The sequence below is a fragment of the Streptomyces sp. MAI_2237 genome (assembly GCF_054189285.1).
In genome coordinates this window covers 2,214,113-2,239,214 of sequence record NZ_JAJPGQ010000003.1, presented here as the reverse complement: position 1 = coordinate 2,239,214, position 25,102 = coordinate 2,214,113, and the positions used below count along the sequence as shown (strand labels likewise).

Annotated in this window: 21 protein-coding genes and 2 pseudogenes; 13 read left to right on the top strand and 10 right to left on the bottom strand. The window is 72.2% G+C overall.

The annotated features are described in order from the left end of the window. Positions 1-74: 74 nt before the first annotated feature. The 6 genes from scy to LN251_RS20820 all read left to right on the top strand — a co-directional run bounded on the left by scy (position 75) and on the right by LN251_RS20820 (position 9,245). Positions 75-3,953 carry a polarized growth protein Scy gene (gene scy, locus LN251_RS20845; RefSeq protein ID WP_458245717.1) on the top strand — a complete coding sequence of 1,293 codons (3,879 nt, stop codon included), beginning with the start codon at positions 75-77 and terminating at the stop codon, positions 3,951-3,953. 183 nt (positions 3,954-4,136) lie between these two features. After that, positions 4,137-5,072: a cellulose-binding protein gene (locus LN251_RS20840; RefSeq protein ID WP_458245716.1), complete on the top strand. Its 936-nt coding sequence runs from the start codon at positions 4,137-4,139 to the stop codon at positions 5,070-5,072. 110 nt (positions 5,073-5,182) lie between these two features. Further along, entirely contained in the window at positions 5,183-6,139 is a 957-nt protein-coding gene (locus LN251_RS20835; protein WP_458245715.1) for an ABC transporter ATP-binding protein, read from the top strand. A gap of 2 nt (positions 6,140-6,141) precedes the next feature. Beyond that, complete coding sequence (locus tag LN251_RS20830; RefSeq protein WP_458245714.1) at positions 6,142-6,912, top strand: ABC transporter permease; 771 nt, start codon at positions 6,142-6,144, stop codon at positions 6,910-6,912. A gap of 114 nt (positions 6,913-7,026) precedes the next feature. After that, positions 7,027-8,370, top strand: coding sequence for an ABC transporter ATP-binding protein (locus LN251_RS20825; RefSeq protein WP_458245713.1), 1,344 nt, complete (start codon positions 7,027-7,029; stop codon positions 8,368-8,370). Then, positions 8,367-9,245: an ABC transporter permease gene (locus LN251_RS20820; protein ID WP_458245712.1), complete on the top strand. Its 879-nt coding sequence runs from the start codon at positions 8,367-8,369 to the stop codon at positions 9,243-9,245. The genes LN251_RS20825 and LN251_RS20820 overlap by 4 nt, the downstream gene beginning before the upstream one ends. A 16-nt stretch (positions 9,246-9,261) precedes the next feature. Here the strand turns inward: LN251_RS20820 and LN251_RS20815 are convergent, their stop codons facing one another. After that, the gene (locus tag LN251_RS20815; RefSeq protein ID WP_058923127.1) at positions 9,262-9,603 is read right to left on the bottom strand and encodes a hypothetical protein; all 342 of its coding nucleotides are present in this window, start codon (positions 9,601-9,603) and stop codon (positions 9,262-9,264) included. 220 nt (positions 9,604-9,823) lie between these two features. Here LN251_RS20815 and LN251_RS20810 point away from each other — a divergent pair, with 220 nt between their 5' ends. Beyond that, positions 9,824-10,852 (top strand): LLM class flavin-dependent oxidoreductase, encoded by a 1,029-nt coding sequence (locus LN251_RS20810; RefSeq protein WP_458245711.1) that lies wholly within the window; start codon positions 9,824-9,826, stop codon positions 10,850-10,852. Between the two features lie 82 nt (positions 10,853-10,934). Here the strand turns inward: LN251_RS20810 and LN251_RS20805 are convergent, their stop codons facing one another. Further along, complete coding sequence (locus LN251_RS20805; RefSeq protein ID WP_142142534.1) at positions 10,935-11,327, bottom strand: SCO5389 family protein; 393 nt, start codon at positions 11,325-11,327, stop codon at positions 10,935-10,937. A 254-nt stretch (positions 11,328-11,581) separates the two neighbouring features. Here LN251_RS20805 and nucS point away from each other — a divergent pair, with 254 nt between their 5' ends. After that, positions 11,582-12,253, top strand: coding sequence for an endonuclease NucS (gene nucS / locus LN251_RS20800; protein ID WP_458245710.1), 672 nt, complete (start codon positions 11,582-11,584; stop codon positions 12,251-12,253). 64 nt (positions 12,254-12,317) lie between these two features. On the opposite strand, the gene LN251_RS20795 is transcribed toward nucS, so the two are convergent. The 4 genes from LN251_RS20795 to LN251_RS20780 form a co-directional block, all read right to left on the bottom strand. Continuing rightward, positions 12,318-14,843: an ATP-binding protein gene (locus tag LN251_RS20795; protein ID WP_458245709.1), complete on the bottom strand. Its 2,526-nt coding sequence runs from the start codon at positions 14,841-14,843 to the stop codon at positions 12,318-12,320. A 257-nt stretch (positions 14,844-15,100) separates the two neighbouring features. Next, positions 15,101-15,424, bottom strand: coding sequence for an STAS domain-containing protein (locus LN251_RS20790; RefSeq protein ID WP_058923131.1), 324 nt, complete (start codon positions 15,422-15,424; stop codon positions 15,101-15,103). Positions 15,425-15,594: 170 nt separating this feature from the next. Then, a complete protein-coding gene (locus LN251_RS20785; RefSeq protein WP_058923132.1) occupies positions 15,595-16,443 on the bottom strand; it encodes a 3-hydroxyacyl-CoA dehydrogenase family protein in 849 nt (282 codons plus the stop codon). A 138-nt stretch (positions 16,444-16,581) separates the two neighbouring features. Then, on the bottom strand, positions 16,582-17,223 hold the full coding sequence (locus tag LN251_RS20780; RefSeq protein WP_458245708.1) for a TetR/AcrR family transcriptional regulator: 642 nt from the start codon (positions 17,221-17,223) through the stop codon (positions 16,582-16,584). A gap of 80 nt (positions 17,224-17,303) precedes the next feature. Between LN251_RS20780 and LN251_RS20775 the strand changes: the two genes are divergently transcribed. The 3 genes and pseudogenes from LN251_RS20775 (at position 17,304) to LN251_RS20765 (ending at position 19,439) form a co-directional block, all read left to right on the top strand. Further along, on the top strand, positions 17,304-18,089 hold the full coding sequence (locus LN251_RS20775; protein WP_458245707.1) for an ABC transporter ATP-binding protein: 786 nt from the start codon (positions 17,304-17,306) through the stop codon (positions 18,087-18,089). Between the two features lie 13 nt (positions 18,090-18,102). Further along, positions 18,103-18,852: an ABC transporter permease gene (locus LN251_RS20770; RefSeq protein ID WP_458245706.1), complete on the top strand. Its 750-nt coding sequence runs from the start codon at positions 18,103-18,105 to the stop codon at positions 18,850-18,852. Positions 18,853-18,865: 13 nt separating this feature from the next. After that, positions 18,866-19,439, top strand: a pseudogene (locus LN251_RS20765) (cob(I)yrinic acid a,c-diamide adenosyltransferase). A 25-nt stretch (positions 19,440-19,464) separates the two neighbouring features. Here the strand turns inward: LN251_RS20765 and LN251_RS20760 are convergent. The 4 genes from LN251_RS20760 to LN251_RS20745 are packed head-to-tail and all read right to left on the bottom strand — an operon-like array spanning position 19,465 to position 22,274. Continuing rightward, the gene (locus tag LN251_RS20760; protein WP_458245705.1) at positions 19,465-19,665 is read right to left on the bottom strand and encodes a hypothetical protein; all 201 of its coding nucleotides are present in this window, start codon (positions 19,663-19,665) and stop codon (positions 19,465-19,467) included. Further along, positions 19,665-20,066, bottom strand: a complete 402-nt coding sequence (locus LN251_RS20755) for a hypothetical protein (protein ID WP_458245704.1) — start codon at positions 20,064-20,066, stop codon at positions 19,665-19,667. The genes LN251_RS20760 and LN251_RS20755 overlap by 1 nt, the downstream gene beginning before the upstream one ends. Before the next feature lie 55 nt (positions 20,067-20,121). Further along, on the bottom strand, positions 20,122-21,585 hold the full coding sequence (locus LN251_RS20750; protein WP_458245703.1) for a sensor histidine kinase: 1,464 nt from the start codon (positions 21,583-21,585) through the stop codon (positions 20,122-20,124). Further along, positions 21,582-22,274, bottom strand: a complete 693-nt coding sequence (locus LN251_RS20745; RefSeq protein ID WP_458245702.1) for a response regulator transcription factor — start codon at positions 22,272-22,274, stop codon at positions 21,582-21,584. The genes LN251_RS20750 and LN251_RS20745 overlap by 4 nt, the downstream gene beginning before the upstream one ends. 79 nt (positions 22,275-22,353) lie before the next feature. Between LN251_RS20745 and LN251_RS20740 the strand changes: the two are divergent. Continuing rightward, positions 22,354-22,895: pseudogene (locus LN251_RS20740) on the top strand (LuxR C-terminal-related transcriptional regulator); the annotation flags it as partial. Between the two features lie 125 nt (positions 22,896-23,020). Beyond that, a complete protein-coding gene (locus LN251_RS20735; RefSeq protein WP_458245701.1) occupies positions 23,021-24,847 on the top strand; it encodes a glycosyl hydrolase family 18 protein in 1,827 nt (608 codons plus the stop codon). Positions 24,848-25,102: the final 255 nt, after the last annotated feature.

The following is a 25,102-nucleotide window of genomic DNA, read 5'->3' as shown; positions in this document are numbered from 1 at the left end:
CGGGGGCTCCGTCCGTCCGACGGACGGAGCTCGTATGGCCAGACATGCGACCAGGGGACGGATGGGACCGCGCAGTGCGGGGCTACGAACGCCAGGAGCGAGAGCCGGCGGCTGACGTCGACCACCTCTCTCGGTTCGAGGCCGAGATGGATCGGCTGAAGACCGAGCGGGAGAAGGCGATCCAGCACGCCGAGGACCTCGGCTACCAGGTCGAGGTGCTGCGCGCCAAGCTGCACGAGGCGCGCCGCACCATCATGTCCCGGCCCGCCTTCGACGGCGGTGACCTCGGCTACCAGGCCGAGCAGCTGCTGCGCAACGCGCAGATGCAGGCCGACCAGCTGCGCCAGGACGCCGAGCGCGAGCTGAGCCAGGCCCGGGCCCAGACGCAGCGCATCCTGCAGGAGCACGCCGAGAACGCCGCCCGGCTGCAGGCCGAGCTGCACCAGGAGGCGGTCACCCGCCGCCAGCAGCTGGACCAGGAGCTCGCGGAGCGCCGGCAGACGGTCGAGTCGCACGTCAACGAGAACGTCGCCTGGGCGGAGCAGCTGCGCGCCCGTTCGGAGGCGCAGGCCCGCCGGCTGCTGGAGGAGTCCCGCGCCGAGGCCGAGCAGGCCATGGCGGCCGCCCGCGCCGAGGCCGAGCGGCTGACCGAGGAGGCCCGGCAGCGGCTGCAGAGCGAGGCCGAGTCGGCGCGCGCGGAGGCGGAGCAGCTGCTGCGCCGGGCCCGCACGGACGCCGAGCGCCTGCTGAACGCCGCGTCCACACAGGCCCAGGAGGCCACCGACCACGCCGAGCAGCTGCGCAGCTCCACGGCCACGGAGTCGGATTCGGCCCGTCGGCAGGCGCAGGAGCTCAGCCGCGCCGCCGAGCAGCGCATGACCGAGGCCGAGGAGGCGCTGCGCAAGGCGCAGGCGGAGGCCGACAAGCTCGTCACCGAGGCGACCGCGCGGGCCGAGAAGGCGCTCTCCAGCGCCGAGTCGGCGAACGAGCAGCGCACGCGCACGGCGAAGGAGCAGGTCGCCCGGCTGGTCCAGGAGGCCACCAAGGAGGCCGAGGCCACCAAGGCGGACGCCGAGCAGGCCGTGGCGGACGCCCGCGCCGAGGCCGAGCGGATCGTCGCCGAGGCCGCCGAGAAGGCCCGGACGATCACCGCCGAGGAGAGCGCCACCCAGCTGTCGAAGGCGGCCAAGACCGCCGAGGACGTCCTCAACAAGGCCTCGGAGGAGGCCCGTAGCACCACGAAGGCCGCCGCCGAGGAGGCCGAGCGGATCCGTTCCGAGGCCGAGGCCGAGGCGGACCGGCTGCGGGCCGAGGCGCACGACCTGGCCGAGCAGCTCAAGGGCGCGGCCAAGGACGACACCAAGGAGTACCGCGCCAAGACGGTCGAGCTGCAGGAGGAGGCCCGCCGGCTGCGCGGCGAGGCCGAGCAGCTGCGCTCCGATGCGGTCGCCGAGGGCGAGAAGATCCGCGCGGAGGCCCGCAAGGAGGCCGTCGCGCAGATCGAGGAGGCCGCCAAGACCGCCGAGGAGCTGCTGTCCAAGGCGAAGGCGGACGCGGACGAGCTGCGCCAGAGCGCCACCACGGACAGCGAGAAGGTCCGCACCGAGGCCATCGAGCGGGCGACCACGCTGCGCCGGCAGGCCGAGGAGACCCTCCAGCGCACCCGTCAGGAGGCCGAGCGGCACCGCGAGGAGGTCGCCGAGCAGGCCGAGGGCATCAGGGCGGAGGCCGAGCGGGCCGCGCGCGAGCTGCACGAGGAGACCGAGCGGGCCATAGAGTCCCGCCGCGCGGAGGCCGCCGCGGAGCTGACGCGGCTGCAGTCCGAGGCCGAGGAGCGGCTCGCCGCGGCCGAGCGGGCGCTGACCGAGGCCCGCGAGGAGGCTGGGCGGATCCGCCGCGAGGCCGCCGAGGAGTCCGACCGGCTGCGCGCCGAGGCCGCCGAGCGGATCCGCACGCTGCAGCAGCAGGCCGAGGCGGAGGCGCAGCGGCTGCGTGACGAGGCCGCGTCGGACGCGTCGGCCTCCCGCGCCGAGGGCGAGGCCGTCGCCGTACGCCTGCGGTCGGAGGCCGCGGCCGAGGCCGAGCGGCTGAAGTCGGAGGCGCAGGACACCGCCGACCGGGTGCGGGCCGAGGCGCAGGCCGCCGCCGAGCGGCTGGGCACCGAGGCGTCCGAGACGCTGGCCGCGGCTCAGGAGGAGGCCAACCGGCGCCGCCGCGAGGCCGAGGAACTCCTCGGTGCCGCGCGCACCGAGGCCGACCAGGAGCGCCGGCAGGCCCGGGAGCAGAGCGAGGAGCTGCTGGCCTCCGCCCGCAACCGGGTCGAGGAGGCGCAGGCCGAGGCGGTGCGGCTGGTCGAGGAGGCCGACCGGCGTGCCACGGAGATGGTGTCCGCGGCCGAGCTCCGCGCCCAGCAGGTGCGGGACTCCGTGGCCGGGCTGCACGAGCAGGCCCAGGAGGAGATCACCGGGCTGCGCAGCGCCGCCGAGCACGCGGCCGACCGCACCCGGCGCGAGGCCGAGGAGGAGGCGGACCGGGTCCGCGGCGACGCCTACGCGGAGCGCGAGCGGGCCACCGAGGACGCCAACCGCATCCGGCGCGAGGCAGCCGAGGAGACGGACGCCGCCAAGGCGCTCGCCGAGCGCACCGTCTCGGAGGCGATCGCCGAGGCCGAGCGGCTGCGTTCGGACGCGGCCGAGCACGCCCAGCGGGTGCGTACGGAGGTCTCGGACGCCCTCGCCGAGGCGGACCAGGCGGCCGCGCGCACCCGGGCGGACGCCCGTGACGACGCCAACCGCATCCGGTCGGACGCGGCGACGCAGGCCGACACGCTCATCACCGAGGCGCGCAACGAGGCCGAGCGGCTCACCACGGAGACCGTCCGGGACACCGACAAGCTGCGCACCGACACGGTCGCCGAGGCCGAGCGGACCCGGGCCGAGGCGGTCGCCAAGGCCGAGAAGCTCATCGCGGACGCCACCGGCGACGCCGAGCGGCTGCGCGCCGAGGCCGCCGAGACCGTGGGCTCCGCCCAGCAGCACGCCGAGCGGATCCGCAGCGAGTCCCAGCGCGTCAAGGCCGAGGCGGCGGCGGAGGCCGAGCGGCTGGTCAACCGTGCGCGCGAGGAGGCCGAGCGCACCCTGGACGAGGCCCGCAGGGACGCCAACAAGCGGCGTCAGGACGTGGCCGAGCAGGTCGACACGCTCATCACGGAGACCACGGCCGAGGCCGACAAGCTGCTCACCGAGGCGCAGCAGCAGGCGCACAAGACGACCGCCGAGGCGGAGGCGCGGGCCGACTCCATGGTGGGCGCGGCCCGCAAGGAGGCCGACCGGCTGGTGTCGGAGGCGACGGTCGACGGCAACTCGCTGGTGGAGAAGGCCCGTACGGACGCCGACGAGCTGCTGGTCGGCGCCCGGCGCGACGCCACGCAGATCCGGGAGCGCGCGGAGGAGCTGCGCGACCGCATCACCGGCGAGATCGAGGCCCTGCACGAGCGGGCCCGCCGCGAGGCCGCGGAGACGATGAAGTCCACCGGCGACCGCTGCGACGCGCTGATCAAGGCCGCCGAGGAGCAGCTCGCCAAGGCCCAGGCGAAGGCGAAGGAGTTGGTGTCGGAGGCCAACTCCGAGGCCGGCAAGGTCCGTATCGCCGCCGTGAAGAAGGCGGAGGGCCTGCTGAAGGAGGCCGAGCAGAAGAAGTCGACGCTCGTGCGGGAGGCCGAGGAGCTCAAGGCGGAGGCGATCCGCGAGGCCAAGGCCACGGTCGAGGAGGGCAAGCGCGAGCTGGAGATCCTGGTGCGCCGGCGCGAGGACATCCAGGCCGAGATCTCCCGGGTCCAGGACGTCCTGGAGGCGTTGGAGTCCTTCGAGGCCCCGTCGGGCAAGGACGCGGGGGTCAAGGCGGGCGCCGTGGTCGGAGCCCCTCGTTCGGGTGGCAAGCCTTCGGACAGCTGACCGACCGGTCGAAATGCGATGCGGTCAGGGGCCTTTGACCACATTTTTGGCAAGCCGTCCGGGGGTCAGCCACTCAAAAGGGGTGTCATTCTCCAGATCAAACACGTATCCGCTCGATGACACACCGCTTCGGCCCCTAGGATTCCCCCTATCACCTCACCGGTCTCATTTGACAGGAACCCCATGAGCGACACTTCCCCCTACGGCTTCGAGCTTGTGCGGCGTGGGTACGACCGCGCTCAGGTGGACGAACGCATCTCCAAGCTCGTCTCCGACCGTGACAGCGCTCTCGCCCGCATCACCGCTCTGGAAAAGCGCATCGAGGAGCTCCACCTCGAGACGCAGAACGCCCAGGCTCAGGTAAGCGACGCGGAGCCGTCGTACGCCGGTCTCGGCGCGCGTGTCGAGAAGATCCTGCGCCTCGCCGAGGAAGAGGCCAAGGATCTGCGCGAGGAGGCCCGGCGCGCGGCCGAGCAGCACCGCGAGCTGGCCGAGTCGGCGGCCCAGCAGGTCCGCAACGACGCGGAGTCGTTCGCGGCGGAGCGCAAGGCCAAGGCCGAGGACGAGGGCGTCCGGATCGTCGAGAAGGCCAAGAGCGACGCCTCCCAGCTGCGTTCCGAGGCCCAGAAGGACGCGCAGTCGAAGCGCGAGGAGGCGGACGCCCTCTTCGAGGAGACCCGTGCCAAGGCCGCCCAGGCCGCCGCGGACTTCGAGACGAACCTCGCCAAGCGCCGCGAGCAGTCGGAGCGCGACCTGGCCTCGCGCCAGGCCAAGGCGGAGAAGCGCCTCGCCGAGATCGAGCACCGCGCCGAGCAGCTGCGTCTGGAGGCGGAGAAGCTGCGCACCGACGCCGAGCGCCGCGCCCGCCAGACGGTGGAGACGGCCCAGCGTCAGGCCGAGGACATCGTGGCGGACGCCAACGCCAAGGCCGACCGGATCCGTTCGGAATCCGAGCGCGAGCTGGCCGCTCTCACCAACCGCCGCGACAGCATCAACGCCCAGCTGACGAACGTCCGCGAGATGCTCGCGACGCTCACGGGCGCCGCGGTGGCCGCCGCCGGCACGCCGGCCGACGACGAGCCGATCTCCCGTGGGGTCCCGGCTCAGCAGACCCGGTAACCAGCACTACGTCCGAAGGCCCGTACCGTCTCCCCCGGAGGTGCGGGCCTTCGCCGTGCCCGCGCGTCCTTCCGGTGGCACCGGCGCAGGAGGCGTCTTAGCGTGGCCGCATGATCGAGCTGGCGGGCCTGACGAAGCGTTACGGCGAGAAGGTGGCGGTCGACGACCTCACCTTCACCGTCAGACCGGGCATCGTCACCGGGTTCCTGGGCCCCAACGGCGCCGGCAAGTCGACGACGATGCGCATGATGCTCCGACTGGACCGGCCGACGGCGGGAGACGTCCGGATCGACGGCAAGCACTACGACCGTCTCAAGGACCCCCTGAAGTACATCGGCGCCCTGCTGGACGCGAAGGCGATGCACGGCGGGCGCAGCGCCTACAACCACCTGCTCTGCCTCGCGCAGAGCAACGGCATCCCGCGCGGCCGGGTGGCGGAGGTGCTGGACACCGTCGGCCTGACGGGCGTCGCGAGGAAGAAGGCCAAGGGGTTCTCCCTCGGTATGGGGCAGCGGCTCGGCATCGCGGGCGCGCTGCTCGGCGATCCGCGGATCCTGATGTTCGACGAGCCGGTCAACGGCCTGGACCCCGAGGGCATCCACTGGATCCGCACCCTGATGAAATCGCTGGCCGCGCAGGGACGGACGGTGTTCGTCTCCTCCCACCTGATGAGCGAGATGGCGCTCACCGCGGACCATCTGGTCGTCATCGGCCAGGGGCGGCTGCTCGCGGACACCTCCATGGCCGAGTTCATCGAGCAGAACTCGCGGTCCTACGTCCGGGTGCGCAGCCCGCAGCGCGAGCGCCTGCTCGACGTGCTGCACGAGGCCGGGGTCACCGTCGTGGAGTCCGGGAGCGGGGCGCTGGAGGTGGACGGCGGGAAGGCCGAGCACATCGGTGAGCTGGCGGCCCAGCACCAGATCGTGCTGCACGAGCTCAGCCCGCAGCAGGCTTCCCTGGAGGAGGCGTTCATGCGGCTGACCGCCGAGTCCGTGGAGTACCACGCGCACTCCGACGCGCCCGGCGAGCCGCGGCCGGCCTGGGGCGACGGCTGGGAGAGGAGCTGAGGATGGCGGCGATCCAGGTGGTGCGGTCCGAGTGGACCAAGATCCGGTCGGTGGCCTCGACCGTGTGGACCCTCTCCCTCGCGGTGGTGGTCACCATCGCCCTCGGCATGCTGATCTCGGCGCTGACGAAGAGCGAGTTCGACAACATGAGCGCGAAGGACCGGCTGTCCTTCGACCCCACCTACATCAGTTTCGCCGGCATGAGCCTCGGCCAGCTCGCGATGATCGTGTTCGGGGTGCTGGTGGTGTCCAACGAGTACAGCACCGGCATGATCCGCACCTCGCTGGCGGCCGTGCCGCAGCGCGGCACCTTCCTCGCCGGGAAGATCGGCGTGGCGACCGGCCTCGCGCTCGTCGTCTCCATGGCGACCAGCTTCGTCGCCTTCTTCCTCGGGCAGGCGATGCTCGGCTCGCACAGGACCGCCCTCGGCGACCCGCACGTGCTGCGCGCGGTCATCGGCGGCGGGCTCTACATGACCCTCATCGCCGTGTTCTCGATGGGGGTGGCCGCGATGCTGCGCTCGCCGATGCTGTCGCTGGGCATCCTGATGCCGTTCTTCTTCCTGATCTCCAACATCCTGGGGAACGTCTCCGCGACGAAGAAGATCGGCCGGTTCCTGCCGGACCAGGCGGGCAGCAGGATCATGCAGGTGGTGCCGAGGATCGACGACGACACCCCGTACGGTCCCTGGGGCGGTCTCGGGATCATGCTGCTGTGGGTGGTCGCGGCGCTGCTCGGCGGGTACGTGCTGCTGCGGAGGCGGGACGCGTGAGCAGCGGCTCAGGTTTTACCTCCTCTTGAGCGGAACCGTCAGCGCCTCGATATCCTCCTAACCCTTACGGGGGCGTGTGCCCCGCTGTCCTGAACCTTTTGATGGGTGCGGAGCATGATCGAGGCAGTCGGCCTGACCAAGCGCTACGGCGACAAGACCGCTGTGTACAACCTTTCGTTCCGGGTGCGGCCGGGGGCCGTCACCGGCTTCCTGGGTCCCAACGGCTCCGGCAAGTCGACGACGATGAGGATGATCCTCGGCCTGGACAACCCGTCCGCGGGGCAGGTGACGATCGGCGGCTACCCGTACGCGAAGCTGCCGAACGCGCCGCGGCAGGTGGGTGCGCTGCTCGACGCCAAGGCGGTGCACGGCGGCCGGTCCGCCCGCAACCACCTGCTGAGCCTCGCGCAGCTGTCCGGCATCCCCTCCCGCCGGGTCGACGAGGTGCTGGGCGTGGTGGGCCTGCAGGACGTGGCAAGGCGGCGCTCCAAGGGCTTCTCCCTCGGCATGGGGCAGCGGCTCGGCATCGCCGGCGCGCTGCTGGGCGATCCTCAGGTGCTGCTCTTCGACGAGCCGGTCAACGGCCTCGACCCCGAGGGCATCCTGTGGGTGCGCAACCTGATGAAGGCGCTCGCGGCGGAGGGGCGTACGGTCTTCGTCTCCTCGCACCTGATGAGCGAGATGGCGCTGACCGCCGACCACCTCATCGTGATCGGCCGCGGGCAACTGCTCGCCGACATGAGCGTGCCGGACTTCATCGCCGCCAACTCCGCCGGTTTCGCGCGCGTGCGCACCCCGGACACGGATCCGCAGCTGCGGGAGAAGCTGACGTCCGCGCTGACCGAGGCGGGCGGGCACGTGCTGCCCGAGCAGGACGGCGCCCTGCGGATCACCGGGCTGCCCCTCCCCCGCATCAGCGACATCGCGCACGACGCCGACGTACGCCTGTGGGAGCTGTCGCCGCATCAGGCCTCGCTGGAGGAGGCGTACATGCGGATGACCCAGGCCGCCGTCGACTACCGCTCCACGGCCGACCAGAAGGCGGGCCTGATGCAGCCGTTGCCGCCGGGTGCCCAGCCCCCGATGCCGGTGCCCGGCCAGGGCCAGCCCGGCTGGTACGCCCCGCCGCCGCCCGCACAGGGCGGCCAGCCGTTCGCGATGCCGCAGGGGCAGCCGGGACAGCCGGGCCCGTACGGCGGCGCCGGGCAGCCCCCGGCGAGCCCGTACGGCGCCCCCGCGGCGCCGTCCGCGGGTGAGGGCAACCCGTACGCCCAGCCGGCCCCCCAGGCGCCCCAGGCGCCCCTGCAGCCGCCCGTGCCCGCGGCACCGGCCGGCGAGGCCCCCGCGCCGCAGCCCGCCGCTCCGGCGCAGCCGCCGAGCCCCCCGCAGCCGGCGCCGGAAGGTTCCGCCCCCTTCGCCGCCCCCGCCGACCTGACCAAGCCCGAGGACGCCCGATGAGCACCCCGCAGCCCCCGATGCCGCAGGCCGCCGCACCCGACTGGCAGGCGCCGGCGCCCGGTTCGCCGTATCCCGGCTACACCTCGCCGATCCCCGTGGTGCGCACCCATCTCGGGCACGCGCTCGCCTCGGAGTGGACGAAGATCAGGTCCGTCCGGTCGACCATGTGGACGCTCGGCGTGTTCGTGCTGCTCGTGGTGGGCATCGGCCTGCTGGTCGCCGCGCTGGTGAGCGCCAACGAGTCGGACGGCAGCCTGTCGGGCGAGAACCCGCTGTCCTTCGGCGTCTTCGGCCTGCTGCTGGGCAGCATCTGCATCATCACGCTCGGCGTGCTGACCACGGCCTCCGAGTACGGCACCGGGATGATCCGCACCACGATGACCGCGTGCCCGTCCCGCGCCCGCGTGCTCGCGGCGAAGGCGATCGTGTTCTTCGCGGTCGCGTTCACCGTGACGTTCGTGTCGGTGCTGCTCGTCGCGCTCGCCGATGTGGCCATGCTGAGCTCGGCCAAGACCCCGTCCGGCGAGGAATGGCTGAAGGGCACCCTCGGCATCTCGTTCTACATCGCCCTGCTCGGACTGCTCTCGCTCGTCATCGGCTCGGTCATCCGGCATTCGGCGGGCGCCATCACGATCATGATCGGCGTGGTGCTGGCGCCGCTGGTGATCGCGCTGTTCATGTTCTCCCAGGCGCTGGAGGACCTCCGCCAGGCGCTGTTCGAGTACTCGATCCCGAACCAGCTGGCCGTCTTCTACTCCAACTCCCTCAGCGACACCGGCGGCCCGAGCGGCTGGGACCCGCTGTGGATCGCGCTCGGCGTCACGGCCGCCGCGTTCGCCGGCGCGGTCGCCCTGCTCAACAGCCGGGACGTGTGAGCCTCCAAGAGCCCCGTCAGAACTTCGGCGCGTTACGGGACCGCTGCACCCGCGTGGTGCGGCGGTCCTTCGCGTTCCAGCACGCCTTGTGCCAGTGCCGGCGCTCGTCGACGCCCGAGTGCTCCGGCCAGGCCACCACGTGCGGCACCCCGGAGGCGATCATCTGGTCGCAGCCGGGGCAGCGGTAGGTCTTGCCCTGCGCACTCGCGCCCGCCACGTGCCGCACGCTCCACTCCTCGCCCTGCCAGCTCTCCGTGGACTGCCAGCCGCCGTAGCGGCCGGGGCGGTCGTCCTCGGCGCTGCGGCCGGACGAGCCCGACGGATCGGAGCCCTTGGGTCGGTTGCGACGCGGGGACACGGAACACCTCACGGGGCTATACAGGAAGCACGGTTCGTGTCCAGCCTACGGTCCCGGAACCCGGGTACGCGGAGGGCACCGACCCCTCCGGGCCCCTTGGCGACGGCCCGTTCTGCAGACAATCCGCAAATCTCTTCGCCAGGCCGTGACCCCAGCACGTGTCACACGGTTATGCCGGGTGGGGGAGCTCCATGTCGGAGCCAAGGAAGCAGGAAAAGCAATGCGCGTTGGAAGTTTCGTGTTGTCCGCCCAGTTCCCGGGACAGGGTCATGGGGAGGCGCTGCACCGCGCGGTCCGGTCGGCGGAGGTCGCCGAGGAGGCCGGTCTGGACTCGGTCTGGCTGGCGGAACACCACTTCGTGCCGTACGGGACCTGCCCGTCGGCGATCACCCTGGCGGGGTTCCTGCTGGGCCGCACCCGCCGGCTGCGGGTGGGCACGGCGGTCAGTGTGCTGCCCACCGCCCACCCGGTGGCCCTCGGCGAGCAGGCCGCGCTGCTGCACCTCACCTCCGGCGGGCGGTTCTCGCTGGGCGTGGGGCGCGGCGGACCGTGGGTGGATCTGGAGGTGTTCGGTTCGGGTCTGGCCGCCTACGAGGAGGGGTTCCCGGAATCACTCGATCTGCTGGTGCGCTGGCTGCGTGAGCCGTCCGTCGGGGCGGCCGGGGACCGGTTCCGGTTCCGTGAGGTCCCCGTCGTGCCCAGGCCGTCGGAGTCGCTGTCGGGCCCGGACGGCCCCGAGGTCGTCGTCGCCTGCACCTCCGCCAAGAGCGTGCGGCTGGCCGCCGAGCGGGCGCTGCCGATGCTGCTCGGCATGCATGTGGGCGACGAGGAGAAGGCGGAAATGGTCGCCCTGTGGCGGCAGTTGGCGCGCGACGCCGGGCACCCCCCGGAGCGCGTCATGGGCGCCGGCCATGTCTCGGCAGGCGTCTGCCAGATCGCGGACCGGCGTACGGACGCGGTGGAGGCGCTGACGAAGGCGATGCCGGGCTGGCTCCGGCAGGGGCTGGACGCGCATGTCACGGTGGACGGCCGGCTCCGGCAGATGCGCGACCCGCTCGCGTACACCGAACTGCTCTGCGGACTGCACCCGGTGGGCACCCCGCGGCTGTGCGTCGACCGGCTCACGGCGACCAGCGAGCGGACGGGCATCTCCCGCTTCGCCCTGCTGGTCGAGGGCTCCGGCGACCTCGCGGCCACCGAGGAGAACGTACGGCGGCTGGGCGCCGAGGTCCTCCCCCACCTCGGCTGACCGCGTGGTCCGGCATGGGGCTTGCCGCTCCGGTACTTGATGCACCTCCCGCGTACGGAGCGGCAAGCGAGCGGCATGCCGCTCAGCAGTCCCTGAACTCCGGGGACTGGTTGAGCAGCTGACTGCGGACCGAGGTGAAGCGCGCCAGCGTCTCGTCGACGGACGAGTCCAACGGGAACACCGCCACCCGGTGGCAGTTCTGGAAAGCCAGCCGGACACCGAAGTGCCGCTGGAGCGCGCCGCGTATAGCGTCACTCGCGAGCGCACGCAGCAGCTGACCGCGTGCCCGCTCGTCCGGCGGAGGCGTCTGGTTGTCGGCGAACTGTCCGCCGTCGACCTTCAGCTGGGCCACCAGGGAGCTGATCATCTCCCACGCGTAGGGCAGGGAGGTCCGGACGCAGTCGACGAATTCTGCTTCGTCGACCTCGCCTCGCTCGGCCTTCTCGAGTAGGGCCGGTGAGACGTCGAGCGACATGGGTTCTCCTCTCGCACCCCTGTGATCGACAGGGGTTGCCGGACAGATGAGGGAGTTCGCGATACCGACACGCTGTGTACACGCCTCGCGACCTCCCGTTTATACGGTAGGCAACGGACCGTGACGGCACCAGGAGATTGCGTACATAGGGGGTCCCCTTTAGGCACACAATCGGCCACAACCGAACAGGTGCGGTCAGTCGTCTTCTGGGGCGAATCGCGTCGACACCTGCCCGTCGAGTAGCGTTGCCGACCATGCGTCTCGTCATCGCCCGATGCTCCGTCGACTACGCGGGCCGGCTCACCGCCCATCTCCCCTCCGCGCCCCGCCTGATCCTGGTGAAGGCGGACGGCAGTGTGTCGATCCACGCGGACGACCGTGCCTACAAGCCCCTGAACTGGATGTCCCCGCCCTGCACGCTGAAGGAGGGCGCGGGCGACGACGAGGGCGTCTGGACCGTCATCAACAAAACGGGCGAGAAACTCATCATCACGATGGAGGAGATCCTCCACGACTCCTCGCACGAACTCGGCGTAGACCCGGGCCTGATCAAGGACGGCGTGGAAGCACACCTTCAGGAGCTCCTCGCCGACCGCATAGAGACCCTCGGCGAGGGCTACTCCCTCATCCGGCGCGAGTACATGACCGCCATCGGGCCCGTCGACATCCTGTGCCGGGACGCCGAGGGGCAGACCGTGGCGGTGGAGATCAAGCGCCGCGGCGAGATCGACGGGGTCGAGCAACTCACCCGTTATCTGGAGCTGTTGAACCGCGACCCGCATCTGGCCCCGGTCCGTGGCATCTTCGCGGCACAGGAGATCAAGCCGCAGGCTCGGGTCCTCGCCACGGACCGCGGGATCGGCTGCGCGGTGCTGGACTACAACGCGCTGCGCGGCATCGAGGACGACAAACTGCGGCTGTTCTGAGCGGCGGCGGTACGGCGAAGGGGCCGCGTTCCACGGGGAACGCGGCCCCTTCGGTGTGCCCGGCTCAGATCACCCCGCCCGAGCCGTCGCTCGCGGGCGCGCTGACCGAAGCGGTCGTCTGGGCCGGGGCGGTGGACGTCATCGGGGCGCTGGCCGAGTCCGAGGTCGACGGGGACGTCGTCTCCGTGGGCGTCGGGGAGGTCGTCGTCGGCGGAGGACTCGAAGCCGGCGGGGTCGTCGGAGGCTTCGACGTCGGGGGTTTCGTCGTCGGAGGCTTCGTCGTCGGCGGTTTCGTGGTGGGCGACGTGGACGGCGAGCCGGACGAACCCTTCGTGCCGCTCGGCCTGTCCGACGGGGTGGCACCGTTGTCGGACGGCGGCGTCGGGTCGTCCGAGGTGCCGTAGGTGCCGTCCGGGCCCGGATCCGTCGGCCGGCTCGTGGCCGTTCCGGTGTCGCCGCCCTTGTCGGTCTTCGGCTTGTCCGCGCCGAGGGAGCCGTCGTCGAGGCCCTGGCTGGCGGACGGGTTCACCCCGACCTTGTCGGAGGGGTTGTTGGCGTCGTTGTCGGAGGTCGCGCCGAGGGTCACCACCGTGCCGAGCACGGCGACGAGCAGCGCGCCCGCGCCGGCCGCCACCAGGTTGCGGCGGGCGAGGCCGCGGATGCCCACACGGTGGGTCTTGGGCGGGTGCCCGGACGACGGGGACCGGTTGACGACGATCGTCGCGCCTTCGCCCGTGGAAGGGGCCGCAGGCCGCGCGGGCGGGAAGCCCGCGAGGACCGCCGGGACACCGCCCGGCGGCGACTGGGACTCCTCGTAGCGGGCGTCCGGCACCTCCTCGCCGGCCGTCGAGACGAGACCCGGTGCCGTGCCGGTGCGGTCGGCGACCAGGGCGAGGGCGCGCCGGGCGGCGACCGTGCCGCGCTTGTCGGATATCGCGCCGCGCAGAGCGAGGGAGGTCTCCAGCTCGGTGCGGGCCCGGTCGAACTGTCCGTCGCAAAGGGCGAGGACGCCCAGCTCGTGGTGGAAATAGGCCTGTTCGGACACCTCTTCCGCCAGCCGGGACGCCTCGGCGCCGGAGCGCAGGGCGCGTTCCCAGGCGCTGAAGTCCAGCCCCGCGGCGAAGGCGGGCGCGGCCGTGCGGGCCAGCTGGACGGTGACGGCCTCCTCGCCCTCCACGGGCGGGGTGGTGCCCGGCACCAGGGCGCCGAGGGCGGCGAGCAGGGCGTCGGCCTCGGCGCACACCCGCTCCGGGGTGACCGACGGATGCCCGGCCCACCAGGCGTAGTGCTGGGCGGCGGTCCGGGCACGGGCCTCGACGTCGTCGTTGTACCCGGCGGCCTCCAGCTGCTGGAGCACGCCGGCGGCGAGGCGGTAACGGGAGCCGACCGGGGAGACCAGCCCGCAGGAGGCCAGTTCGCCGAGGGCGGCGTCGGCGTGGGTGTCGCCGACGAGCGCCGGCAGGTGGGCCTGGTGAGGCACCTCGCCACCGAGGGCGACCGCGAAGCGCAGGGTCGCGCGGGCCGACGGGCTCAGCCGGGCGGCGAGCAGCGGGGCGGGCGCGGCGGCCTCGCCGAGCGAGGGCAGCGGTACGGCGTCGTCTTCGGCGTCGAAGGGGGCGTCGAAGGGCGCGTCCACGGGCAGGGATTCGGCGAAGACACCGAACTCGTCCACGGCGCCGGCTCCGGCCCGCTGCTGGTCCCGCTGGCGCAGCAGGGCGCCGGCCTGGACGAACCGCAGCGGCAGGCCCTCGGACTCGAACCAGAGGTCGCCGGCCCAGTTGGCCTCCTCCTCGGTGAGCACGCGGCCGACGACGCGCTCGATGATGTCGACGCCGCCGGCCCGCTCTAGGCCGCCGAGGAAGACCTCCTCGACGGCGGAGTCGGCGGAGGGCGCGGGCACGTCGGGCGTGGCGCCGATCAGGAAGGCGCACTCGGGCGTCGCGTCGAGCAGCTCGTCGAGGGCGGGGCCGCCGAACTCGATGTCGTCCAGGACGACGACCGCGCCGATCTCCCGGACCAGGGCGAGCAGTTCCTCCCGCTCCGGGCGGTACAGGGGCGCGGCGTAGACGGCGTAGAAGAGGTCGTGGAGCAGTTCCTCGGCGCTGCGGTGGAAGCCGCTGAGGCGGACGACGCCGTCGGGGGCGAGGTCCGCGCAGTCCTCCGCGACCAGGTCGAGCAGGGCGGTGCGGCCGGAGCCGGCGGGCCCGGTGAGGCGCACGGAGCGGCCGCGGGCGAGCAGGCGGACCAGTGTCTCGCGCTCGTCCTGGCGTTCCAGGAGCGGCAGGGCGGCCAGGGCCGGTCCCGGCGGGACGGGTGCCCGGGCGGCGCGGGCCGCCTCGGCGCGCTCGGCCGCGGTGAGCTTCTCGGGCCGGGCCGGTCGCTCGCCGGGCGGGCACGGCTCTATCTCGCTGCCGTCGACGGGATTGACGGTGAGCAGATGGTCGCCCGTGACGAGTTGCACCGTGCGGGCGAGCGCGGGCGTGTGCTGTCCGAAGTCGGGCGTGAGGGGGTCCCTGGGCGGGCGCTGGCGCGACGCGCCGGTGTCGCCGTCATGGCCGTAGCCCTCGGGTCCCCGGTTGTTCGGGTCCATAGGTCAAGCCCCCCAAAAGCGATCGTGTGCCGATACAGCCCCTCCCGGCCTTGTCGCACACTCCGCTGTCGCTTCTGGTCCGGTGCCCGCTCGAGGGTTTCGCTGGCGGCGGGCAGCCGAACCCTAAACCTTCGCTCAGTATCTACGACAGCCCGGGGTACGGCGCCGCCCGAGACGTCACAGTGTCGTGTGGATCGCGCTGACCTGGGCCTCCCGGCCGGAATGTCCGGCCCCGTGCGTCCCACGCGTGCCAGACGTCACACGCGGGGCAGCGACTCCGCCCCGATGCCCCCCTCGATCGCCAGGATCCGGTGCAGCCGGGTGGCCACCAGCAGGCGCTGCATCTGCGGCGGTACGTCGCGCAGCACCAGGCGCCGACCGCAACGGCCGGCCCGCCGGTGGACGCCCATGATCACCCCGAGTCCGGTGGCGTCCCAGGAGTCCAGTTCGGACAGGTCGAGCACGAGGTCGCCGACTCCGTCGTCGACGGCGGAGTGCAGGACCGTGCGGGCGTCCGCCGCGCTGCGGACGTCGAGGCGGCCCCCGACGACCAGCTCGGCGTGGTCGCCCCTGATGAACATAAGCGCTCCCCGTGAGTGCGTGGTCGTACTCCGTGACGGTGGCTGTGCATCGTCTGACTGCTCCAGCGGCGACGAGGTTGCCGTCTGTAAGCGAACCGATACCGAATTCACCCCCGCGAGTGATGCTCCCGGGGTTTGTGCGGTTTCAGTGGCTGGACGTACCGATGTGCTCAGTACGTGTAGAAGCCCTGCCCGCTCTTGCGCCCGATGTCACCGGCGTCAACCATCCGGCGCATCAGCTCCGGCGGCGCGAACTTCTCGTCCTGCGACTCGGTGTAGATGTTGCTGGTGGCGTGCAGCAGGATGTCGACGCCGGTCAGGTCCGCCGTCGCCAGCGGGCCCATCGCGTGGCCGAAGCCCAGCTTGCAGGCGAGGTCGATGTCCTCGGCGGTGGCGACGCCCGACTCGTAGAGCTTGGTGGCCTCCACGACGAGGGCGGAGATGAGCCGGGTGGTGACGAAGCCGGCCACGTCGCGGTTGACGACGATGCAGGTCTTGCCGACGGACTCGGCGAACTCCCGCGCGGTGGCGAGGGTTTCGTCGCTGGTCTTGTAGCCGCGGACCAGTTCGACGAGCTGCATCATCGGCACCGGCGAGAAGAAGTGGACGCCGACGACCCGCTCGGGGTGCTCGGTGGCCGCCGCGATCTTGGTGATCGGGATCGCGGAGGTGTTCGACGCCAGCACGGTGTCCTCGCGCACGATCTTGTCGAGGGTGCGGAAGATCTCGTGCTTGACCTCCAGCTTCTCGAACACGGCCTCGACGACGATGTCGGCGTCGGCGGCCGCGTCCAGATCGGTGGTCGCGGTGATGCGGGCGAGGGCGGCGTCGGCGTCGTGCGCCTCCATCTTCCCCTTGCTCACGAACTTGTCGTACGAGGCCTTGATGCCGTCGGTGCCGCGCTGGAGGGCCTCGTCCGTGACGTCCCGCAGGACGACGTCCCAGCCGGCCTGGGCCGAGACCTGGGCGATACCGGAACCCATCAGGCCGGCGCCGATGACGGCAAGCTTCCGTGCCACGTTTGCGACTCCCCTTTGAAACGCCTTGCACCACGTTGATGTATGTCTCTTCGGCGGACCTTAGCGTTCGTGAGGTGCCGTGTGTCCGGTAAGTAATGCGCGTCACGTCTCATCTGACGGACATCACACCGGCAGGGGTCATACGACGCCACGGACGGCGTAGTTGAGCACCTTCTCGCCCAACAGCTCCTCGATGTCGTCGAGCAGGCCCAGCACCTCTCGTGACACTTCGCGTGGATCGCGCCCCTTGACCATCTCGCGCCGAATGACCGCCATGACGGCACTGTGCGCCCAGCTCAGCTGACCGGCTATCAGCTGGGGCAGCGGGTCGTCGTCGTCCGCGCCGGCCTCCTCGCGCAGCGCCGCCTCCAGGTTGTCCTGGACCTCCTGGCCGATGGCCCACAGCCGGGAGCGCAGGGCGGGGGCCTCCTCGATGACGCGCATGAAGGTGGCGTAGCCCGGCATCAGGCCGAGCCGCGGCGAGACCGCCTCGGCCTCCTCGCGCAGTTCCCGCAGGACGGCGTCGGCGGCCGACTCCCCGTCGCGCCGGCCGCGCACCCACCGGGCCAGGCGGTCGCCGATGTCGCCGGAGCGGTCGAAGAAGAGGTCTTCCTTGGCGGGGAAGTAGTTGTAGACGGTGTTGACCGAGACGTCGGCGGCGTCGGCGATCTCGGCGACGGTCACGGCGTCGTAGCCGCGCTCGACGAACAGGCCCGTGGCGACGTCGGAGATGTACTGCCTGGTCTGCCGTTTCTTCCGCTCGCGGAGCCCCTCTGCCATGTCCGCATCCTAACCCCGCTGGGCTCACTTAAATTTTGGGGTCGTTGCAAATTTTCAGGGACTCTGTTTTTCTGTGGGGCATGGCAGAAGTCATCGGCGCCGCGGGACTGGCGCGCACCTTCCTCACCCGGCGCGGGCCCGTCGAAGCGGTCCGCGGCATCGACCTCACCGTCCACGAGGGCGAGATCCTCGGCTTCCTCGGCCCGAACGGCGCCGGCAAGACGACCACCCTGCGGATGCTCACGACCCTGCTCGCCCCGACGGGCGGCACGGCCACGGTCGCCGGCCACGACCTGGTGCGCGATCCGGCCGGGGTACGGCGGGTCTGCGGCTACGTCGCCCAGTCCGGCGGCGTCGACCCGCAGATCGGCGTGGGCGAGGAGCTGGTCACCCAGGGCCGCCTGTACCGGCTGACGCGCGGGCAGGCCGTCGACCGCGCCGCCGAGTTGGCGCGCGACCTCGGCCTCGACGGGCTGCTGGAGCGCAAGTGCGGCACGCTCTCCGGCGGCCAGCGCCGGCGCCTGGACATCGCGATGGCGCTCACCCACCGGCCGAAGGTGCTGTTCCTCGACGAACCGACGACCGGCCTGGACCCCGCCAGCCGCGCCGACCTGTGGGACCTGGTGCGCCGGCTCCGCGACGAGCACGGCACCACGGTGTTCCTGACGACCCACTACCTGGACGAGGCGGACGCCCTCGCCGACCGCCTGGTTGTCGTCGACCGGGGCGTGGTCGCCGCCGAGGGCACGCCGAGCGCCCTGAAGCTGCGCCACGCCGGCTCCATCGACGCGAGCCTGCAGGACACGTTCCTCGCCATCACCGGCCGGGGCCCGGCCAAGGCCGACCCCGCCCCCGTAGCTGTATAGGAATCCGGAAGAGATGCTGCTCCACGACACCGGCCTGATCTACGGCCGCTACCTGCGCCAGTCCCTGCGCTCCCGCTTCGCGCTGCTCTTCGGCGTGCTGATGCCGCTGCTGTACCTGCTGTTCTTCGGGCCGCTGCTGACCGGGCTGCCGCTGGCCTCCCGCGGCACCAGCTGGCAGGTCCTCGTCCCCGGGCTGCTGCTCCAACTGGGCCTGTTCGGGGCCGCGTTCGCCGGGTTCACGATCATCATGGAGAACGGCCAGGGCGTGGTGGAACGCATGCGCGTGACCCCGGTCAGCCGGCTCGCGCTGCTGCTGGGCCGCGTCCTGCGCGACGCGACCGTCTTCGTGTTCCAGGCGGTGCTGCTGGTGCTCGCCGCGGTGGTGATGGGCCTGCGCGCGCCGCTGGCCGGCGTCCTGATCGGCTTCGCCTTCGTGGCCCTGCTGACCGTCTCCCTGGGGTCGCTGTCGTACGCGCTGGCCTTCAAGGTCCGCACGCCCCAGGAGTTCGGCCCCATGGTCAACGCCCTGACCATGCCGTCCATGCTGCTGTCCGGCCTGATGCTCCCGATGAGCCTGGCACCGGGCTGGCTGGACGTGCTGTCCCACTTCGTGCCGTTCCGCTATCTGGTGGACGCGGTGCGGGACGCGTACGTCGGGTCGTATGTGACATGGCACATGGCGTACGGCGTCCTCGTGGCGCTCGGATTCGCCCTGCTCGCCGTGACAGTGGGCACACGCGTCTTCCGTACGGCCGGGGCGTAATTACGCTGGCCGCATGGTCAATCTGACACGTATCTACACCAGGACCGGCGACCAGGGCACGACCGCCCTCGGCGACATGAGCCGGGTCGCCAAGACCGACCTCAGGATCTCCGCGTACGCCGACGCCAACGAGGCGAACGCGGTGATCGGGACGGCGATCGCGCTGGGCGGTCTCGACGGGGAGGTCGTCGAGGTCCTCACCCGCGTGCAGAACGACCTGTTCGACGTGGGCGCGGACCTGTCGACACCGGTCGTGGAGAACCCGCAGTACCCGCCGCTCAGGGTCGAGCAGTTCTACGTCGACAAGCTGGAGGCGGACTGCGACCGCTTCAACGAGCGGCTGGAGAAGCTGCGCTCCTTCATCCTGCCGGGCGGCACCCCGGGCGCGGCCCTGCTGCACCAGGGCCTGCACGGTCGTACGCCGGGCCGAGCGCTCGACGTGGGCGGCGCTGGAGGTGCACGGCGAGGCGATGAACCCGCTCACCGCGACCTACCTCAACCGCCTGTCGGACCTGCTGTTCATCCTGGCCCGGACGGCCAACAAGGACGTCGGGGACGTGCTGTGGGTACCGGGCGGGGAGCGCTGAGGCCCCCCGCCGTCCTCCCCTCCTCTCAGTTGCCGTCCCGGGCCGCGTCCTCGTCCGCCTTGGCGAGCGCGGACTCGGCGTCGGCCACCTTCTTCTGCATCTCCGAGTAGCCGGACGGCGTGGCGGCGGCCTTGTCCGGCGTGGCCGCCGGACTGCCGTCGTGTGTGCAGGCCGTGGTCAGGGCGGCGAGCAGGACGACCGCGGCGGCCGCGAGTTTCGCTCGCATCAGCTCGCGCCCTCGTGGTGGTCCTTGCACCAGGTCCGGACGTCGGCCAGGTCCTTCTGCCGCTGTCCCAGCGTCGTCACCAGGGACTTGCGGAAGGTCAGCCGGTCCTGGAGGAACGTGGCGATCTCGGTGTGCCCGGCGGCCTTGGCGTTGTCCACGCGCTGCTGCAGGCGGGCGATGGAGCCGCGCTTGTCCGCGCCCGCGTTCAGGCGGGCGAGGGCGCGGTCGATACGGTGGTCGATCTTCGGCGCCCGCTTGCACAGCGCCTGCGCGCCGTCGCCCGTCGGGGCCGCCGCCGGTGACGGGCTGCTCTCGGCGACGGCCGCTCCGGTGGTGCCGGCCAGGACCGCCGCCACGGCCGCCCCCACCAGGAGGGCGCGCCGGGGTCGTCGTACGTTCATCTCTGCCTCCGTTTCCCGCGGACGGCCCCCTTCGTCCGTCCGCTCGCGAGGGAGGCTAGGAAGCGTCTTTGGGGAAACTCTGTGACCGTTTCGTCCCGGCTGTGTCGATCAGCCAGTCGCGGCGCGCGGGCAGCGGGCCGCCGGTCGACGGCAGCCGCACCTCGAAGCGGGCACCCGCCCCGGACGGGCCGTCGGTGACGGTGACGCTTCCCCGGTGCAGGGCCGCCTGCTGGGCCACCAGGGTCAGGCCGAGGCCGGAGCCGTTGCTCGCGGGCCCGCGGGCGAAGCGCGCGAAGATCCGGGCGCGGGCGTCGGCGGGCACCCCGGGCCCGGCGTCGTCGACGGTGACGACGACCTGCCCGCCCGTGCGCCGCACCCCGAGTGTCACCGTGGCCCGGCCGTCGGCGTCCCTGCCGTGCGTGAGGGCGTTGGCCATCAGGTTGTCCAGGAGCAGCCGCAGACCGGGCTCCCAGCCGGGCACCGTCGCGCCGGGCTCGGCACGCAGTGTGATCCGGGCGTCCGGCGCGCGCCGCCGGGCCTCGGCGACCGCCGCGTCCGCCGTCTCCGACACGTCCACGCTGCCCAGGGCCTCCGCCTCCACCAGGTCGCCGCGGCCCAGTTCGCGCAGCATCACCAGCAGGTTCAGCAGCCGGGCGTGTTCGGCGCGCAGGTCGGCCAGGACCTCCGTGCGATCCGGCTCGGGGAGGTCGGGGTGGGCGGCGAGGATGTCGAGGTTGGTGCCCATGCTCATCAGCGGGGTGCGCAGCTCGTGGGCGGCGGCGGAGGAGAAGGAGCGGGCGGTGTCCAGGGCCTCGGCGGTGCGGGCGGCCTGCTCGTCGTAGCGGGCGAGGACCGTGCGCAGGGTGGCCGCCAGTTCGTCGACCTCGGTGACCCCGCTGGGCTCGTCGGGCAGCCGGGTGCTGCTGGTGCGCGGGTCGAGTCCCGCGGTACGGCGGCCGAGCCGGCGCAGCGGGCCGGTGGCGCCGGTGGCCACGGCGAAGGCGAGCAGGCCGGACAGCGGCACCGCGGTCAGCGTCGTCACCGCCACCCGGCGTCTGACCAGCCGGAGTTGGGCCTGGTCGGCGGCGTTGGGCGAGAAGACCCAGAGGGTGCCGGAGCCGCGTGCGGTGGTGATCGTCCTCGACAGGGCACGCCAGCTGGTGCCGCCGTCGCGGACGGTGACCGGGGTGACCGCTTGGGCGGGCAGCGGGACGGAGGCGTCCGGCTGGGGGCCGCCGCTGAAGCCGGCGTCCGGGCCGACGACCCGGACGCCGACGTCGAGGGCCGCGCTGAAGAGACGGCGTTCACGGGTGTCGGCGGCCCTGGGGCGGTCGGCGGCGCTGGCCCGCAGCAGGGCGCGGGCGTCGGCGGTCAGGGCGGCGGCCCGGGTGCGGAGGTGGGCGTCCTCGGCGCTGTGCAGGTCGTGGTCGACGAGCCGGAGCAGCAGCCAGCCCGAGGCCAGGACGAGCAGCGGCACGGTGACGCCGACGGCGAGCCCGATCCGGGTGGAGAGCCTCACGGCTCCCGCCTCAGGACGAAGCCCACGCCGCGCACGGTGTGCACGAGCCGGGGCCGCCCGTCCGCCTCCAGCTTGCGCCGCAGATAGCTGACGAACGTGTCGACGGCGTCGGTGCGCACGTCGAAGTCGTAGCCCCACACCCGGTCGAGCAACTGGTCGCGGGTGAGCACGATCCCGGCGTTGCGGGCGAGCACCTGAAGCAGTTCGAACTCCCGCCGGGTCAGCTCCAGCGGGCGGCCGTCGCGCTCGGCGGTGCGGGCGGCGGGGTCGATGACCAGGCCCGCCACCCGCAGCACCTCGCCGGCGGGCGGGCGGCGGCGCAGCAGGGCCCGCAGCCGCAGCACCAGTTCCTGCAGGGCGAACGGCTTGACCAGGTAGTCGTCACCGCCCGCCTGGAGACCGGCGATGCGGTCGGCGGTCTCGTCCAGCGCGGAGAGCATGAGGACGGGCAGGTCCTGGCCGTCGCCGCGCAGCCGCTCGCAGACCTCGATGCCGCTCATGCCGGGCATCGACACGTCCAGGACGAGCACGTCCGGCGGGGCGTCCCGGACGGCGGCCAGCGCGTCGGACCCGCTGCCGGCCGTGCGCACCGCGAAGCCGCTCAGCCGCAGGCCGCGCTCCAGCGACCGGCGGATGGCCGCGTCGTCGTCCACGACCAGGACGGCCCCGGAACGTTCCGCCTCGCTCATGCACCCCTCCTCGCTCACCGCCCGGTCAGCGTACGGTCCTCGGTGGGGCGGGCGGCAGCGGTCGCCGGGGGCTTCTTGGGCCAGATCAGGGGAGCAGGCGGTGGCGCCGGCGCGCCGGGTGCGGCCGGACGCGATGCTGATGGACGTTCAGATGCCGCTGGTGGACGAGGTGTCGGCGACCCGGCGCATCACCGGGGAGCGGCTCGCCGACGTGCTGGTGCTGACCACGTTCGATCTGGACGAGTACGTGTTCGGGGCGCTGCGCGCGGGGGCGGCCGGGTTCCTGCTGAAGAACACGACGCGAAGGACCTGCTGGAGGCGGTGCGCACCGTCGCCCGCGGCGAGGGCCTGATCGCGCCGGCCGTCACCCGCCGCCTGATCGCCGAGTTCGCCGCCGGGCCGGTGCGGGAGCCGCGGGATCCGGCGATCCTGGACGCCCTCACCCGGCGCGAGCGGGAGCTGCTGTCCTGTCTGGGTGAGGGTCTGTCCGACGCCGGTATCGCCGACCGGCTCGACCTGGCCGAGGCGACGGTGAAGACGCACGTCAGCCGTCTGCTGGGGAAGCTGGAGCTGCGCAGCCGGGTACAAGCGGCGGTGCTCGCGCAGGAGTTGGGTGTCTGAGCGGGCCCCGAAGTCAAGTGGTCCAGACCTATTGACCCGTGGTCCAGACCTTTCTATTCTCGCGTCACCGTGGGCGTGAAGGCTCAGTCGCGCCCCCACCCCCTTGACGAAGAGGGAGGCGCAGCATGCGCTTCAGACACAGAGCCGCGGCAGGGTTCGCGACCCTGTTGCTCCCCCTGGCCGGACTGGTCGGCCTCGCGAGCCCCGCCCAGGCCGCGACGAACGCCACCGCCACGTACACCAAGACCCAGGACTGGGGAACCGGCTTCGGCGGTCAGTGGACCATCAAGAACACCGGCTCCAGCAGCATCAGTTCCTGGACCGTCGAGTGGGACTTCCCCTCCGGCACGTCCGTCACCTCCGCATGGGACGCGGACGTCACGAACTCCGGCACCCACTGGACCGCCAAGAACAAGTCGTACAACGGCACCCTGGCCCCCGGCGCCTCGGTCTCCTTCGGCTTCAACGGCGCCGGCTCCGGCTCGCCGTCCAACTGCAAGCTGAACGGCGACAGTTGCGACGGCACCACGGTTCCCGGCGACGCGGCGCCGTCCGCGCCGGGCACGCCCACCGCCTCCTCCGTCACCGACACCTCGGTGAAGCTGTCCTGGAGCGCCGCCACCGACGACAAGGGCGTCAAGAACTACGACGTCCTGCGCGACGGCAAGGTCGTCTCGACCGTCACCGGCACGAGCTACACGGACAGCGGCCTCACCGCCGGCACCGACTACTCCTACACCGTCCAGGCACGTGACACCGCCGACCAGACCGGTCCCGTCAGCGGAGCGGTGGCGGTGCACACCACCGGCGGCACCACCGACCCGCCGCCGACCACCGGCGACAAGGTCAAGCTCGGCTACTTCACCGAGTGGGGCATCTACGGCCGCAACTACAACGTCAAGAACCTGGTGACGTCCGGCTCGGCCGCGAAGATCACGCACATCAACTACGCCTTCGGCAACGTCACCAACGGCCAGTGCGCGATCGGCGACTCCTACGCCGACTACGACAAGGCGTTCACCGCCGACCAGTCGGTCAGCGGCGTAGCCGACACCTGGGACCAGCCGCTGCGCGGCAACTTCAACCAGCTGCGTGAGCTGAAGGCCAAGTACCCCAACATCAAGGTGCTGTGGTCCTTCGGCGGCTGGACCTGGTCCGGCGGCTTCGCCCAGGCCGCGGCCAACCCCGCGGCGTTCGCGCAGTCCTGCTACAACCTGGTCGAGGACCCGCGCTGGGCCGACGTGTTCGACGGCATCGACATCGACTGGGAGTACCCGAACGCCTGCGGCCTGAGCTGCGACACCAGCGGGGCGGCGGCCTTCAAGAACGTGATGTCCGCGCTGCGCGCCAAGTTCGGCTCCAGCAACCTGGTCACGGCGGCCACCACGGCCGACGGCTCGGCCGGCGGCAAGATCGAGGCCGCCGACTACGCGGGCGCCGCGCAGTACGTCAACTGGTACAACGTGATGACGTACGACTTCTTCGGCGCCTGGGACGCGAAGGGTCCCACCGCCCCGCACTCCCCGCTCACCTCGTACTCCGGCATCCCGAAGGCCGGCTTCACCACGGCCGACGCGATGGCCAAGTTCAAGGCGATCGGCGTGCCCGCGAAGAAGCTGCTCATCGGCATCGGCTTCTACGGCCGCGGCTGGACGGGCGTGACCCAGGACGCACCCGGCGGCACCGCCACGGGCCCGGCGGCCGGCACCTACGAGCAGGGCATCGAGGACTACAAGGTCCTCAAGACGTCCTGCCCGGCGACCGGCACGGTCGCGGGAACGGCGTACGCGCACTGCGGCAGCAACTGGTGGTCCTACGACACCCCGTCGACCATCGCCGGAAAGATGAGCTGGGCCAAGTCCCAGGGCCTCGGCGGCGCGTTCTTCTGGGAGTTCAGCGGCGACACGAGCAACGGAGAGCTGGTGAGCGCCATCAGCAGCGGAATGAGCTGACGGCCTGCATCCACCACCTGGGGCGCGCGGCACATGCCGCGCGCCCCAGGCGTGCGCGGCGTGGGGTCATCCGGCCCCTATGGCGGGAAGGTCGGCAGGTGCGCGGCGCCCCTGACCGGGCACATCCTGTATCTCAAGCACTAAGCGGAAGAACTCATTCATGGGGGAAGAATGAAACGCAGGTCCCACAAGTCGCATAGGAACGCACGGCCCACCGCCTCCCGGGCGGTGTCCTACGGGGGGTTCGCCGGGGCC

Bases quoted from the DNA above. Each gene is read 5' to 3' on its own strand.
- LN251_RS20840 (WP_458245716.1), top strand. From the start codon at position 4,137: ATGAGCGACACTTCCCCCTACGGCTTCGAGCTTGTGCGGCGTGGGTAC.
- LN251_RS20780 (WP_458245708.1), bottom strand. From the start codon at position 17,223: ATGGCAGAGGGGCTCCGCGAGCGGAAGAAACGGCAGACCAGGCAGTAC.
- LN251_RS20745 (WP_458245702.1), bottom strand. From the start codon at position 22,274: ATGAGCGAGGCGGAACGTTCCGGGGCCGTCCTGGTCGTGGACGACGAC.
- LN251_RS20805 (WP_142142534.1), bottom strand. From the start codon at position 11,327: ATGTCGCTCGACGTCTCACCGGCCCTACTCGAGAAGGCCGAGCGAGGC.
- LN251_RS20735 (WP_458245701.1), top strand. From the start codon at position 23,021: ATGCGCTTCAGACACAGAGCCGCGGCAGGGTTCGCGACCCTGTTGCTC.
- LN251_RS20795 (WP_458245709.1), bottom strand. From the start codon at position 14,843: ATGGACCCGAACAACCGGGGACCCGAGGGCTACGGCCATGACGGCGAC.
- LN251_RS20775 (WP_458245707.1), top strand. From the start codon at position 17,304: ATGGCAGAAGTCATCGGCGCCGCGGGACTGGCGCGCACCTTCCTCACC.
- LN251_RS20820 (WP_458245712.1), top strand. From the start codon at position 8,367: ATGAGCACCCCGCAGCCCCCGATGCCGCAGGCCGCCGCACCCGACTGG.
- LN251_RS20810 (WP_458245711.1), top strand. From the start codon at position 9,824: ATGCGCGTTGGAAGTTTCGTGTTGTCCGCCCAGTTCCCGGGACAGGGT.
- LN251_RS20770 (WP_458245706.1), top strand. From the start codon at position 18,103: ATGCTGCTCCACGACACCGGCCTGATCTACGGCCGCTACCTGCGCCAG.
- LN251_RS20830 (WP_458245714.1), top strand. From the start codon at position 6,142: ATGGCGGCGATCCAGGTGGTGCGGTCCGAGTGGACCAAGATCCGGTCG.
- LN251_RS20825 (WP_458245713.1), top strand. From the start codon at position 7,027: ATGATCGAGGCAGTCGGCCTGACCAAGCGCTACGGCGACAAGACCGCT.
- nucS (WP_458245710.1), top strand. From the start codon at position 11,582: ATGCGTCTCGTCATCGCCCGATGCTCCGTCGACTACGCGGGCCGGCTC.
- LN251_RS20755 (WP_458245704.1), bottom strand. From the start codon at position 20,066: ATGAACGTACGACGACCCCGGCGCGCCCTCCTGGTGGGGGCGGCCGTG.
- LN251_RS20790 (WP_058923131.1), bottom strand. From the start codon at position 15,424: ATGTTCATCAGGGGCGACCACGCCGAGCTGGTCGTCGGGGGCCGCCTC.
- LN251_RS20835 (WP_458245715.1), top strand. From the start codon at position 5,183: ATGATCGAGCTGGCGGGCCTGACGAAGCGTTACGGCGAGAAGGTGGCG.
- LN251_RS20760 (WP_458245705.1), bottom strand. From the start codon at position 19,665: ATGCGAGCGAAACTCGCGGCCGCCGCGGTCGTCCTGCTCGCCGCCCTG.